8 protein-coding genes are annotated in these 13,951 nt (G+C 74.9%); 6 read left to right on the forward strand and 2 right to left on the reverse strand.

What is annotated here, in order from left to right; translation table 11 throughout:
* Window positions 1-6 precede the first annotated feature (6 nt).
* Window positions 7-1,920, reverse strand: coding sequence for a molecular chaperone DnaK (gene dnaK / locus C7Y72_RS04465; RefSeq protein ID WP_107567390.1), 1,914 nt, complete (start codon window positions 1,918-1,920; stop codon window positions 7-9).
* A gap of 130 nt (window positions 1,921-2,050) precedes the next feature.
* On the opposite strand from dnaK, the gene C7Y72_RS04470 reads away from it, so the two are divergent.
* A complete protein-coding gene (locus C7Y72_RS04470) occupies window positions 2,051-3,001 on the forward strand; it encodes a sensor domain-containing diguanylate cyclase (RefSeq protein WP_199223852.1) in 951 nt (316 codons plus the stop codon).
* A 289-nt stretch (window positions 3,002-3,290) separates the two neighbouring features.
* Window positions 3,291-5,159, forward strand: a complete 1,869-nt coding sequence (locus C7Y72_RS04475) for a helix-turn-helix domain-containing protein (protein ID WP_107567391.1) — start codon at window positions 3,291-3,293, stop codon at window positions 5,157-5,159.
* 15 nt (window positions 5,160-5,174) lie between these two features.
* On the opposite strand, the gene C7Y72_RS04480 is transcribed toward C7Y72_RS04475, so the two are convergent.
* Window positions 5,175-5,774 carry a TetR/AcrR family transcriptional regulator gene (locus C7Y72_RS04480; protein ID WP_158276641.1) on the reverse strand — a complete coding sequence of 200 codons (600 nt, stop codon included), beginning with the start codon at window positions 5,772-5,774 and terminating at the stop codon, window positions 5,175-5,177.
* Between the two features lie 120 nt (window positions 5,775-5,894).
* Here C7Y72_RS04480 and C7Y72_RS04485 point away from each other — a divergent pair, with 120 nt between their 5' ends.
* From C7Y72_RS04485 to C7Y72_RS04500, 4 genes are all read left to right on the forward strand, one after another.
* Window positions 5,895-7,418, forward strand: coding sequence for an MFS transporter (locus tag C7Y72_RS04485; protein ID WP_107567393.1), 1,524 nt, complete (start codon window positions 5,895-5,897; stop codon window positions 7,416-7,418).
* A gap of 145 nt (window positions 7,419-7,563) precedes the next feature.
* Complete coding sequence (nirB, locus tag C7Y72_RS04490) at window positions 7,564-9,999, forward strand: nitrite reductase large subunit NirB (protein ID WP_107567394.1); 2,436 nt, start codon at window positions 7,564-7,566, stop codon at window positions 9,997-9,999.
* Window positions 9,996-10,322, forward strand: a complete 327-nt coding sequence (gene nirD / locus C7Y72_RS04495; protein ID WP_107567395.1) for a nitrite reductase small subunit NirD — start codon at window positions 9,996-9,998, stop codon at window positions 10,320-10,322. The genes nirB and nirD overlap by 4 nt, the downstream gene beginning before the upstream one ends.
* Window positions 10,319-13,951 carry a nitrate reductase gene (locus C7Y72_RS04500; RefSeq protein WP_158276642.1) on the forward strand — a complete coding sequence of 1,211 codons (3,633 nt, stop codon included), beginning with the start codon at window positions 10,319-10,321 and terminating at the stop codon, window positions 13,949-13,951. Before nirD ends, C7Y72_RS04500 begins: the two co-directional genes overlap by 4 nt.

Genomic DNA, 13,951 nt, shown 5'->3' on the forward strand with positions numbered 1-13,951 from the left:
CGGGGACTACCGCCCCTCGTCCACGACCTCGGCGTCGACGACGTCCTCGACGTCGTCGGCCGGGGCGTCGGCCGACGCCCCGTTCGCGCCCTCGGCCGCCGCGGCCGCCTGCTGCTGCTGGGCCTTCTCGTACAGGGCCTCGGAGACCTTGTGGAACGCGGCCTGCAGCGCCTCGGCCTTCGCCGTGATGGCGGCGGCGTCGGAGCCGTCGAGCGCCTCGCGGACGTCCTTGATGGCCGCCTCGATCTCGGTCTTGGACGCCTCGTCGACCTGGTCGCCGAGGTCCTTGAGCTGGCGCTCCGCCTGGTAGGCGGCGTTCTCGGCGCCGTTGCGCGCCTCGGCCAGCTCGCGGGCCTGCTTGTCGGCCTCGGCGTTGGACTCGGCGTCGGACACCATGCGCTTGATCTCGTCGTCGGACAGGCCGCCGCCCGCCTTGATCTCGATCTTCTGCTCCTTGCCGGTGCCGAGGTCCTTCGCGGACACCGACAGGATGCCGTTGGCGTCGATGTCGAAGCCGACCTCGATCTGCGGCACGCCGCGCGGCGCCGGCGGGATGCCGGTCAGCTGGAACTTGCCGAGCGACTTGTTGTAGGTCGCCATCTCGCGCTCGCCCTGCAGGACGTGGATCTCCACCGACGGCTGGTTGTCCTCGGCCGTGGAGAAGACCTCCGACTTGCGGGTCGGGATCGTCGTGTTGCGCTCGATGAGCTTCGTCATGACGCCGCCCTTGGTCTCGATGCCGAGCGTCAGCGGGGTGACGTCGAGCAGCAGGACGTCCTTGACGTCGCCGGAGAGGACGCCGGCCTGGATGGCGGCGCCGACGGCCACGACCTCGTCCGGGTTGACGCCGCGGTGCGGCTCCTTGCCGGTGAGCTCCTTGACCTTCTCCTGCACGCTGGGCATGCGGGTCATGCCCCCGACGAGGACGACGTGGTCGATCGACGCGGCGCCCTTGTCCTTGGCGTCGTCGAGCGCCTGCCGGACCGGGGCGACCACGCGGTCGAGCAGGTCGGCGGTCAGCTCGTTGAACTTCGCGCGGGTGATGCGCACGTCGAGGTGCTTCGGGCCGCTGGCGTCCGCGGTGATGAACGGCAGGTTGATCTGCGACTCCTGCGCGGAGCTCAGCTCGATCTTCGCCTTCTCGGCGGCCTCGTACAGGCGCTGGAGCGCCATCGGGTCGGCCTTCAGGTCGATGCCCTGGTCCTTCTTGAACTCGCCGGCGAGCCAGTCGACGATCGCCTTGTCCCAGTTGTCACCGCCGAGGTGGTTGTCGCCCGCGGTCGACTTGACCTCGAAGACGCCGTCGCCGATCTCCAGCACCGACACGTCGAAGGTGCCGCCGCCGAGGTCGAAGACGAGGATCGTCTGGTCGTCCTCCTTGTCGAGGCCGTACGCGAGCGACGCGGCGGTCGGCTCGTTGATGATCCGCTTGACGTCGAGGCCGGCGATCTTGCCGGCGTCCTTGGTCGCCTGACGCTGGTCGTCGTTGAAGTACGCGGGGACGGTGATGACCGCGGAGTCGACGGTCTCCCCCAGGTACGCCTCGGCGTCCGCCTTGAGCTTGGCGAGCGTCATCGCGGAGATCTCCGGCGGCGAGTACTGCTTGCCGTCGGCCTCGATCCGCGCGTCACCACCGGTGCCGGAGACGACCTTGTACGGGACGATCGACTCCTCCTCCTTGACCTCGGCCTCCTTGCGGCCCATGAAGCGCTTGACGGAGAAGATCGTGTTCGTCGGGTTCGTGACCGCCTGGCGCTTGGCGACCGTGCCGACCAGCCGCTCGCCGCCCTGGGTGAACGCGACGACGGACGGGGTGGTGCGCCCGCCCTCGGAGTTCTCGATGACGGTGGGCTCGCCGCCCTCGAGGACGGCCATGCACGAGTTCGTCGTGCCGAGGTCGATGCCGATGGTCTTGCCCATGTTCAGGCTCCTTCAGTGACGTGAGGGGGCTGCGGCTCCTCGCCGCTGCAAATCTAAGTGCGAGTATGGCAGATGTGTGACGCGTGCTCGACTCAGGGCGCCACGCCGCGCCGCGTGGAAGACTCTGGGGGTGCCAGGAACGGCCTCCGCCCAGCCGTTCGAGGACTTCGACGCCGCCTGCGCGGCGGTCCTCGACTACCTCCGCGACCGCTTCGGCCTCGGCCTGTGGATGGTCACGCGCACCCTCGGCGAGGACTGGATCGTGCTGCGGACGACCACCGGCGAGCACCCGCTGGTCACCGCCGGCTCGGTGCACGCCTGGGACGACTCCCTCTGCTCGCGGATGATGGCCGGGGAGGGGCCGCCCGCCGCGCCCGACGTCCGCGCGATCCCCGCGTACGCGACCGCCCCGATCACCGCGCAGCTCGGCATCGGCTCCTACCTCGGGGTCCCGATCGAGCTCCCCGACGGCGAGCTGTTCGGCACGCTCTGCGCGATCGACCCCGACCCCGCCGAGCAGGACCTCGCGCACGAGCTGCCCGCCGTGCGCATGTACGCGCGGCTGCTCTCCACGATCCTCGCCCGCGAGCTGGAGGCCCAGCGCGAGGCGCGCCGCGCCCAGGTCGCCGAGGACGAGGCGACCCACGACGCGCTCACCGGCCTGCTCAACCGCCGCGGCTGGGACATCGCGCTCCGCGAGGAGGAGGCGCGCTGCGTCCGCTACGGGCACCCCGCCGCCGTGCTCTCGGTCGACGTCGACGGCCTCAAGGAGATCAACGACGCCGAGGGCCACGCCGCGGGCGACGACCTGCTGCGCCGCGCCGCCACCGCGATGCGCACCGCGGTCCGCGCGCACGACGTCGTCGCGCGGCTCGGCGGCGACGAGTTCGGCGTCCTGCTGCCGGAGTGCCCCGGCGGCGAGGCCTCGCGGCTGGCGACCCGCATGCGCGACCGGCTCGCGATCGCCGGCGTCACCGCGTCTATCGGCTGCGCCACCCGCCCCACCGGTGACGGCGGGCTCGTCGCCGCGCTCGCCCGCGCCGACGAGCGCATGTACCGCGCCAAGCGCGGCCGGGGCTGAGGCGCGGGACGGCCCGCTCCGCAGCCCCGGCGCTGGGTGCCGGGGCGTGGGGGGAACGCTCCCGGCCCGCGGGCGCGCAGGGATGCGCCACGCGGCTGGTCCGTCCGTGGAGGCGGACGGGCACGCCGGCGCCCCACCGTGTGGCGCCGGACACGTGCGACCGTCCTGTCGTCGGGTCCCCACGGAGCAGCGGCTCCGCCCACCTGACGGCCGGGACGGTAGAGCGGCGGGCGCGCCGACTCCAGTCGAGGTGGGTAGTTCCACCCACCACGCGCCCTAGAGTGGGCGCATGGGGATCACCGTGGACCTGACGGACTGGATGGACGCGATCACCGAGCGGGACCCGCTCTCGCTCCTGCTGGCCGACGAGGACGGCACCCCGTCCGATCGCGCCCGCTGCATCGCGATCCTCGAATCGGTGCGCGAGGACGCCGCCCAGCGCGCGGACGAGGTCGCGCGCGGCTACATCGAGATCGCCTCCGCCGTCCTGGGCCACGCCTCCTTCGACGAGCAGACCGTCGAGCAGGCCAACTCGTTCAACCCTGGCGCGGACGGCCACGCCGTCCTCATCGCGCGCGAGCGCGTCTGGTGGGCGGCGATGTCGGTCGCGGACGCCGACGGGTCGATCGCGCGCGCCCTGCGCGAGACCTACGACGGCATCCTCAACGCCTACGCGCCCGCGACCACCGCGATGCTCCTCGCCGGTCGGCGGCGGCCGCGCGGCGGCATGACGAGCGACGAGCTCAACGTGCTGATGGGCTACCTCACCGACGGGATGACGCTGCGCGGCCGCATCGACCCGCTGTTCGGGCCCGAGCAGCAGGCGCTCGTGACCGGGCGCCTCTTCGACCTGCTCACCGAGGACGACCCCGACGGCCTCGTCGACGACGAGGCCGAGGGCAGCGCCGCCTGGCTCGACCGGGAGCTCGCGGTCCGCGGCGTGACCGTGGCCGGCGCGGCCCCGCAGGTCCTGCAGCTCCTGCGCATGGCCCAGCTCGACGACATCGCGCTCGTCCGCGCCCGCCTGCGCTGCGCGACGGTGCTCCGCGCCCGCGAGCTACGCGGGACCGCCGAGGGACTGGCCGCATGGCGGCTCGCCGCGCTCACCGTCGGGGTGCTCGACCCCGCCCACGAACCGCTGGTCGCCGACGTCGCCAGCAGCCCGGGCGCCGCGGGCGAGCCGCTGGACGAGCTCGCCCGGGTCCGGGCGCTGCTGCGGCTCGGGCGTCCCGCCGCGGCCGCCGACGCCGCGAGCGGCCTCGCGGCCCGCTGGCGCGACCCGTCCGGCGCGGCGCTGGCGACCGCGCTCGCCGCCCAGGCCCGTCTCGAGCTCGACGATCCCGGTGCCGCGCAGCTGCTCGCCGACGAGGCGGTCGCCGCCGGGGGCACGGCGGCCGCGCTCGCGCACGCGGTCCGTGCCCACCTCCTGCACGACCGTGGCGAGCACGAGGCGGCCACGGCCGCCATCGAGCTCGGACGGGCCGCGGCCGACGCCGCCGGCGCCGATCACCGCCCGCACGTCGCCCTGGACCTGGCCGCCGGGACGGTCGCGCTCGCGACCGGCCAGGCCACCGCCGCCGCCGACCTCGGCCGCACCGCCGGCGACCGTCTGGCCCGCGTGCTCGACACCCACCCGGCCGGCGGCCCCTGGCGCCTGCTCGTCGCGCGCGCCCGCGTCGCCGAGGGCGACGCCCCCCAGGCCCGCCGGCTCGTCAGCGACACGCTGCTCGCCCTCGGTGGCGCCGAGTCGCCGGCCGTGCGGACGCTCGCGCTGCTCGTGCACGCCCGCACCGAGCAGGGCGCCGCGGCCACCGCGACGCGCGAGGAGGCCGCCGCGATCGCCGACCGGCACGGCCTCGCGCGCCTGGCCCGGATCGCGCGCGCCGACGGCTGGACCGGCGCCCCCGCCCCGGCGCCCGCCACCGCGCCCGCGGCCACGGCCGCCGCCCCGACCGTGGTCGACCTCGCCGCGCTCGGCCTCTCGCCGCGCGTCGCCGAGGTCGTGGCGCTCGTGGCCAAGGGCATGCGCGACGCCGAGATCGCCGACGCGCTCGGGATCGCCGTGCGCACGGTCAACCGGCACGTCGCCACCGCGCTGAAGACCACCGGGGCCCGCAACCGCGTCGCGCTCACCCGGCTCGTGCTCGGCCAGGACTGACGGAGCGGCCGCGGCTCACGCGGTCGGCCAGTCCTCCGGTCCGGGCGCCTGCGGCAGCGGCACGATCTCCGCGAGCGTCGCGGCGAGCACCGCGCGCGCCGGCCGCCGCTCCCCCGGCCGCACCTCGGCGAGCGCGTGGGCGCCCGCGTGCAGCGCGCGGGCGAGGAACGGCGCGAGCGCCGGGTCCAGGCCGTCCGCCGAGAGGTCCCGGCGCAGCGTCTCGGCCATCCGGTCCGGCACCCGGCGGACGGCGGCGCGCACGTCATCGGCGACCGTCGAGGACTCGTGGTGCGCGGTGCGGTGCAGCAGCCGGGCGCCCGCCGGACGGGCGGCCGCGTGGTCCAGCAGCGCGCGGACCGCGGCGGTCGCCCGGTCGCGCGCGGTCCGTCCCGCGGCGGCCCGCTCGGCCCCGTGCAGGCGGTCGACCACCCGCTCGACCTCCGCCTCGACGGCCAGCAGGAACAGCGAATCCTTCGAGGTCCCGTGCACGTACAGCGTGGGCTTCGCGACCCCGAGACGCTGCGCGAGCTCCGCCGCGGAGATCCCGTGCAGCCCGTCGGCCGCGAACGCGTCGGCGAGGACGGCGAGGTCGAGACGGGCGCGGGGACGGGCCATGCGCACATGGTGTTCCCGAACCACCTGGTTCATCTTCGACCGCGCGGTGCGAGCTGCCCGGGCATCCTTCGACCGACGGTCGATGGAGGGTCGACCGGCGGCGCTCCAACGTGGTCTCCCATGAGCACCACCATCGATCGGGCCGGCGCACCAAAGGCCCAGAGAACCTTCGCTCCGAGCGGCGCGCGCGGCCGCTGGATCGACCACTGGGAGCCCGAGGACGAGCACTTCTGGGAGACCACCGGCAAGCGGATCGCCCGGAAGAACCTGATCCTCTCGATCTTCGCCGAGAACATCGGGTTCAGCGTCTGGGTCCTCTGGACCATCATCGTCCTGAACCTCGGCAACGCCGGGATCACGATGTCGATCTCGGAGCTGTTCTGGCTCACCGCCGTCCCGAACCTCGTCGGCTCGTTCCTGCGGATCCCCTACACGTTCGCCGTCCCCCGCTTCGGCGGTCGCCTGTGGACCGGGATCAGCGCCTCGCTGCTGCTGATCCCGACGCTGCTGCTCGCGTTCCTCGTCCCCAGCGGCTGGCTGCTCGAGCAGTCCCACGACACCCAGTTCTGGGTGCTGCTCGCCTGCGCTGCGACGGCCGGCTTCGGTGGCGGCAACTTCTCCTCCTCGATGGCGAACATCTCGTTCTTCTACCCCGAGGGCAAGAAGGGCCTGGCGCTCGGCCTCAACGCGGCCGGCGGCAACCTCGGCGTGGCGATCGCCCAGCTGCTCGTCCCGCTGGTCCTCATCATCGGCGTCCCCGCCGCCGCCGTGAAGCTCCCGCAGCACGAGGTGCACCTCGCCTACGCGGGCTTGATGTGGATGCCGTTCATCGTCCTCGCGGCGATCGGTGCCTGGCTCGCCATGGACTCGCTCACGCAGGCCAAGGCGGACACGTCCTCCTACGTGAAGGCCCTCGGCCACGGCCAGACCTGGATCATGTCGGTCCTCTACATCGGCACCTTCGGCTCGTTCATCGGCTACTCGTTCGCGCTGCCGCTGGTGATCAAGAACACGTTCCCGGAGTTCCTCGCCCAGCACCAGTTCATCGCCACGTACCTCGCCGGGCTCGGCTTCGTCGGCGCGCTGCTCGGCTCGGTCTCGCGGCCGTTCGGCGGCTGGCTCAGCGACCGCATGGGCGGGGCGCGCGTGACGCTCGCCTGCTTCCTCGGGATGGGCGTCTTCACCGGGCTCGCCATGGTCGGCGTCCAGGAGCGCAGCTTCGGCGTGTTCTTCGCCGCGTACATGGCGATCTTCGTCCTGGCCGGCATGGGCAACGGCTCGACCTACCGCATGATCCCGTCGATCTTCGCGGAGCTCGGGCGGCGCAACGGCGGCGACGCGGTCGACTACAAGCGCCGCGCCGCCGCGGTGATCGGCATCGCCGGGGCGATCGGCGCCTTCGGCGGCTTCCTCATCCAGGTCGCGTTCCGGCAGGCGTCGCTCGACGTCGCCGCCGCGGTCAAGGCGGCGAAGGACCCCGCCGAGAAGGTCGCGGTCGCCGCCGCGAACGCCGACTGGTCGATCCCCGCCCTGTGGGTGTTCCTCGGCGCCTACGTCGTCCTCGCCGCCCTCACCTGGGCCGTGTACCTGCGGCGGACCTCGGACACCAGCCGCGTGCCGAGCTTCGCCTCCGCCGGGGTGTAGGCGCCCCGCCTCCACCGTTTCCTGACCGCCCGGTTCGGATTGGACCGGGCGGTGTGAACTTCCCCGCCGCGCTCGACCCGGGGGCCGTAGAGGCCCCGACGACCCGGTCCTAGCGTGGCGGACGTGACCGAAGGGACCCCCTGACATGTTCTCCACCCACGGCATCCTCGTCATCGGCGGCGGCATCGCCGGCCAGGCCGTCTGCGAGGCGGTCCGCGCCCGCGACACCGACGTCCCCGTGACGCTCGTCTGCGCCGAGGACCACCTCCCCTACGACCGCGTCCGGCTCGGCGACCTGCTCGAGGAGACCGGCTCCGTGCAGGCCCTGCGGCTGCGCCCCGACGCCTGGTACGAGGACGCGGGGATCACCGCGATCACCGGGGCGCGCGTCACCGCGCTGTCCCCCGACGCCGGCACGGCGACCCTGTCCACCGGCACCGTCCTGCACTACGACCGCGTCGTGCTCTGCACCGGCAGCGACGCGCTCGTGCCCCCCATGGAGGGCTCGGCCGCCACCGGCGTCGAGGTCTTCCGCGACCCGGCGGACTGCGCGGCCATCCTGGGCGCCGCGCGGTCCGCCCGGCACGCGGCGGTCATCGGCGGCGGGCTGCTGGGCCTCGAGGCCGCCCACGCGCTCGCCCGCGGCGGCACCCCGGTCACGCTCGTCCACCTCGTCGACCGGCTGATGGAACGCCAGCTCGACGCGCCCGCGGCCGCGCTGCTCGCGCCCGCGATCGAGGCGCTCGGCGTCGAGGTGCGGCTCGAGCACGCCACCCGCGAGATCCTCACCCACGGCGACGGGCGCGCCGCCGGACTGCGGTTCGCCGACGGCACGACGCTGGACTGCGACCTCGTTGTCGTGGCGGTGGGCATCCGCCCGCAGGTCGCCCTCGCCCGGGACACCGGCCTCACGGTCGAGCGCGGGATCGTCGTCGACGACCGGCTCGTGACCTCGCACCCGAACGTCCTCGCCGTCGGTGAGTGCGCGCAGCACCGCGGCGTCGTGCACGGGATCGTCGCCCCGATCCACGACCAGGCGCAGGTCGCGGCCGACACGCTCGTCGGGCGTCCCGACGCGCCCGCGTACACGGGCTCGATCCCGACCGCGAAGCTCAAGGTGATGGGCGTCGACCTCGTGACGGCCGGCGCCCCCGAGGGCGAGCGGGAGGTCGTGGTCGCCGACGCGGCCGCGGGCACCTACCGCAAGCTCGTCTGCGATCCCGACGGGGTCGTCCTGGGCGCGGTCCTGCTCGGCGACGCCCGCGGCGCCGAGCTGCTGATGGACGCGGTGCGGACCGGTCGCACCACCGACGACCCGCTGGCGCTGCTGGCCGAGGCGTCCCAGGCCACCGCCGCCGAGCTGCCCGACAGCGCGCAGGTCTGCAACTGCAACGGGATCTGCAAGGGCGAGATCGTCGCCGCCATCCGCAGCGGCGGGCTCGGCTCCACGCAGGAGGTCGTCAACGTCACCCGGGCGGGCGCGGGCTGCGGCTCCTGCAAGCCGGTCGTCAGCGAGCTGCTGCAGATCGAGCGCGCAGGCGCCGCCGAGGAGCCCACCTACCTGTGCCCGTGCCGCAAGCTCACCCGCGAGGCCGTCGGCGAGCTCGTCCGCACCGAGGACCTCTGCTCGGTCAGCGAGATCTCCGCCGCGTGCGGGGCCGGCCGCGACTGCGGCGCCTGCAAGCCCGGCCTGAGCTACCTCGTCGAGGAGCGCCAGAAGGTGAAGTTCCGCCAGGAGCGCCACGCGAAGTTCATCAACGACCGCGTGCACGCGAACATCCAGAACGACGGCACCTTCAGCGTCGTCCCGCGCATCCGTGGCGGCGTCGTCACCAGCGACGAGCTGCGCCGCTTCGCCGACGTCGCGGACAAGTACGAGCTGCCGATGATCAAGATCACCGGCGGCCAGCGCATCGACCTCCTCGGCGTCAAGAAGGAGCAGCTGCCCGCCGTGTGGGAGGACCTGGGGATGACCTCCGGCTACGCCTACGCGAAGGCGGTCCGCACCGTCAAGACCTGCGTCGGCACGCAGTTCTGCCGCTTCGGCCTCGGCGACGCGATCACGGTCGGCATCGACCTCGAACGCGCGATGGAGGGCCTGCACACGCCGCACAAGGTGAAGGCCGCCGTGACCGGCTGCCCGCGCAACTGCTCCGAGGCGTACGTGAAGGACATCGGCCTCGTCGCGATCGGGGACGCCGCCGCCCCGCAGTGGGAGATCTACGTCGGCGGCGCCGCCGGCGCGTCGATCCGCAAGGGCGACCTCCTCACGACCGTCGACTCCGCCGAGGAGGCCCAGCGGGTCGCGCTCGCCTACCTGCAGCACTACCGCGAGCACGGCGAGCACCTCGAGCGCACCTACGGCTTCCAGGAGCGCGTCGGGCTCGAGGCGGTCCAGGCGGTCGTGCTGGACCCCGAGCAGCAGACCGCGCTGCTCGAGCGGTTCGCGATCGCGAAGGCCGCCTGCGACCCCGACCCGTGGCAGGAGCGCTACGCGCCCGTCCACCCCAAGCAGTTCTCCGAGCTCGACAGCGATCCCGAGGGCCTCGACCTCGTCGCGCTCGCGGAGGCGGCCCGATGAGCACCTGGACCCGCATCGCCGACGTCACCGACGTGCCGCTGCTGGAGGGCCGCAGCGTCGAGCTGGACGGCCGCCGCATCGCGATCTTCCGCCTGCCCGACGGCTGGGCGGCCACCGACGCCGCGTGCCCCCACCGCGGCGGCCCGCTGCAGGACGGCATCGTCGCCGACAGCTGCGTGACCTGCCCGCTGCACCAGCGCCGCTTCGACCTGCGCAGCGGCGCGCAGGTCGGCGGGGAGGACCGCGTCGCCGTGCACGAGGTCGAGGAGCGGGACGGCGGCCTGTGGGTGCGGCTCGCCGTCGCCGCCCGGGTCGCCGCGTGAGCCTCCCGGCCCCGCCCCCCGCGACCCGCACCCGCGAGGTGCGGACCGCCTGCCCGTACTGCGGCACCGGCTGCGGCCTCGTCGCCGAGGTCGCCGGCGGCCGCGTGCAGGCGGTCAAGGGCGACCCGCTGCACCCGGTCAACCGCGGCGCGACGTGCCGCAAGCCGCTGCGGCTCCCGGACGCCCTCACCGCCGCCGACCGCGCCACCACCCCGCTCTGGCGGGACGCCCTCGACGCGCGCTGGCGACCGCGGACCTGGCGGCAGACCGCCGGGGAGCTCGCCCGCCGGCTGCAGGACGTCACCCGCCGTCACGGCCCCGACGCGATCGCGCTCTACCTCTCCGGTCAGATGCTGACCGAGGACTACTACGCGGCCTCGAAGCTCGCCAAGGGGTTCCTCGGCACCAACAACGTCGACTCGAACTCGCGGCTGTGCATGTCCAGCGCGGTCGCCGGCTACACCGGGGCGCTCGGCTCCGACGGGCCGCCCGCGTCCTACGCCGACCTCGACCAGGCCGACCACGTGCTCGTGCTCGGCTCCAACACCTCCGCCTGCCACCCGATCGTGTGGTCGCGCATCCGTCGCCGCCGCCAGGAGGGCGCGACCGTCACGGTGATCGACCCGCGCGCCACCCCGACCGCGCAGCAGGCCGACCTGCACCTCGCGGTGCGTCCCGGGGCGGACCTGCCGCTGCTCAGCGCGATGCTGCACGTCCTCGAGGGCGAGGGCCTGCTCGACGAGGCGTTCCTCAGCCGGCACACCGAGGGGGCCGAGGAGGCGCTCGCCGCCGCGCGCGAGTGGACCCCCGGCCGGGCGGCCGAGGTCTGCGGCCTGGACGCCGAGGAGATCGTGCGCGCCGCGCGCATGTTCGGCGGGGCCCGCCGCGCGATGGCGCTGTGGTCGATGGGCGCCAACCAGTCGACCGTCGGCACGCTGAAGAACCGCGCGCTGATCAACCTCTGCCTCGCGACCGGGAACATCGGCCGGCCCGGCACGGGACCGTTCTCGCTGACCGGCCAGCCCAACGCGATGGGTGGGCGCGAGTCCGGCGGGCTCGCGCACCTGCTCCCCGGCTACCGGCTGGTGACCGACCCCGAGCACCGCGCCGAGATGCGACGGCTGTGGGACCTGCCGGCCGACCTTCCCGGCATCTCGCCCGCGCCCGGCATCCCCGCGACCGAGCTCGTCGAGGCGCTCGAGGACGACCGCGTCAAGATCGTCTGGATCATCGCGACGAACCCCGCCGTCTCGCAGCCCGACGCGGCGCGCTTCGCGGCCGCCCTGCGCCGCGCGGAGCTCGTCGTCGTCCAGGACGCCTACCACCCGACCGAGACCGGGGCGCTCGCCCACGTGGTCCTCCCGGCCGCGCAGTGGGGGGAGAAGGACGGCACCCAGACCAACAGCGAGCGGCGCGTCTCGCTCGTGCGCAAGCTCGTCGACCCGCCCGGGGACGCGCTCCCCGACTGGGAGATCTTCGCGCGCGTCGGGCGGGCGCTCGGGCATCCCGACGCGTTCGGCTGGCGCACCGCGGCCGACGTGCACGCGGAGTACGTCACCGCGACCGCGGGACGGCTGTGCGACCAGACCGGCCTCTCGCACGAGCGACTGCGCCGCGAGGGACCGCTGCAGTGGCCGGTGCCCGCGCGCGGCGTCGACGGCGAGGACCACGCCGGGACCGAGCGCCTCTACACCGGCCGGCGCTTCCCCACCCCGACCGGCCGCGCGCGCCTCGCGCCGACCCCGCACGCCGAGCCCGCCGACCGGCCGGGTCCCGAGCACCCGCTCGTGCTGACGACCGGCCGGGTCGCCCACCAGTGGCACACGATGACGCGCACCGGCAAGGCGAAGGACCTGCTGGCCGCGGAGCCCGAGCCGTTCGTGGAGCTGCACCCCGACGACGCCGCCACCGCCGGGGTCGCCGACGGCGAGCTCGTGCTCGTCCGCTCGCCGCGCGGCCGTGCGACCATGCGCGCCCGCGTCACGGACACCGTCCTCCCCGGCGTCGCGTTCGCCCCGTTCCACTGGGGGGCGCTGCACCTGCCCCCCGGGGCCGGGGCGCTCAACGGCGTCGTCGCCCGCGCGATCGACCCGGTCTCCAAGCAGGCCGAGCTGAAGGCGAGCGCGGTGCGGATCGAGCCGCTCGGCGCCGACCGCACGGCCGCTGCCGCGTCCGCCGACGATCCCGGCGCGCGCCCGCGGCGGCTCGTCGTCGTCGGTGGAGGCATGGCGGGCATGGCGACCGTGGAGGCGGCGCTCGCCAACGTGCCCGCGGGCGCGCCCGGCTTCGACGTCACGATCATCGGGGCCGAGTCCGTCGCCCCCTACAACCGCGTGCTGCTGTCCACCTACCTCGCGGGCGGGGTCGGGGAGCACGAGCTCGCGCTGCGGCACCCCGACTGGCTGGCCGCGCGCGGTGTGACGCTGCGGCTCGGCGTGCCCGCCCGGCACGTCGACACCGCCGCCCGGGTCGTCGAGCTCGCCGACGGCGACACCGTCCCGTACGACGACCTCGTGCTGGCGACCGGCTCGCGACCGTTCGTCCCCCCGGTCCGCGGCGCGGACTCCGGCGGCGTGCACGTGTTCCGCACCACCGCCGACGCGGGCGCGATCCTCGAGCGGGCCGCGCGCCCCGAGGTCCGCCGCGCGGTCGTCATCGGCGGTGGCCTGCTCGGTCTCGAGGCCGCGCGGGCGCTGACCGAGCGCGGCCTGCGGGTCACCGTCGTGCACCTCGCCGACCGGCTGATGGAGCAGCAGCTCGACGGCCCCGCCGCCTCGCTGCTCACCCGGGCGCTCGCGGCGCTGCGGATCACCGTGCGGGTCGGGGCGCGCACGCAGGCGATCGTCCCCGACGAGGACGGCCACGTCCGCGCGGTCGCCCTGGAGGGCGGCGAGGAGCTGCCCGCCGACCTCGTCGTGATCGCCGCGGGCATCCGACCCGACGTGGACCTCGCCCGCACCGCCGGGCTCGAGCTCGACCGGGGCGTGCTGGTCGACGACGAGCTGCGCACGAGCGCCCCCGGCGTCCGGGCGGTCGGGGAGTGCGCCGAGCACCGCGGGCACGTGTACGGCCTGTGGGCGCCGCTGCTGGACCAGGCGCGGGCGGCCGGCGCGTCGCTCGCCGGGCAGCCCGCCGCCTTCCAGGGCGCACTCCCCGCCACGACCCTGAAGGTCGCGGGGATCGAGCTGTTCTGCTGTGGCCGGGTGCTCGAGGAGGACGGGGACGAAGAGGTCCTCGCGCTCGACACCCGCCAGGGCCGCTACCGCCGTCTGCTGCTGCGCGACGGCCGGCTCGAGGGCGCGATCCTCCTCGGCGACCTGCGCGACGCGCGGGCGCTGCGCGAGCTGCTGCGCGACCGCGGCGAGGTGCCCGCGTCGCTGCTGGACGGCCCCGCCGCGTCGGCGAACGCGGACGCCGCGCTGGCCGGCGCCGTCGACCCGGCGATGAACGTCTGCTCGTGCCAGGGCGTCACGCACGGCGAGATCGAGCACGCGATCCGCGACCGCGGGCTCACGAGCGTCGACCAGGTCGCCGAGCACACGCGCGCGTCGACCGGCTGTGGCGGCTGCCGCCCGGACGTCGCCGAGATCCTCGCGCGGCTGCGCTCCCGCGCGGCCACCCCGGCCTGA

The organism is Paraconexibacter algicola (assembly GCF_003044185.1).
GTDB classification, from domain to species: Bacteria; Actinomycetota; Thermoleophilia; order Solirubrobacterales; family Solirubrobacteraceae; genus Paraconexibacter; species Paraconexibacter algicola.

What these genes read in the sequence shown, in the direction of transcription:
- C7Y72_RS04475 (WP_107567391.1), top strand. Translation starts at nt 3,291, where the DNA reads ATGGGGATCACCGTGGACCTGACGGACTGGATGGACGCGATCACCGAG.
- C7Y72_RS04480 (WP_158276641.1), bottom strand. Translation starts at nt 5,774, where the DNA reads ATGGCCCGTCCCCGCGCCCGTCTCGACCTCGCCGTCCTCGCCGACGCG.
- C7Y72_RS04485 (WP_107567393.1), top strand. Translation starts at nt 5,895, where the DNA reads ATGAGCACCACCATCGATCGGGCCGGCGCACCAAAGGCCCAGAGAACC.
- nirB (WP_107567394.1), top strand. Translation starts at nt 7,564, where the DNA reads ATGTTCTCCACCCACGGCATCCTCGTCATCGGCGGCGGCATCGCCGGC.
- nirD (WP_107567395.1), top strand. Translation starts at nt 9,996, where the DNA reads ATGAGCACCTGGACCCGCATCGCCGACGTCACCGACGTGCCGCTGCTG.
- dnaK (WP_107567390.1), bottom strand. Translation starts at nt 1,920, where the DNA reads ATGGGCAAGACCATCGGCATCGACCTCGGCACGACGAACTCGTGCATG.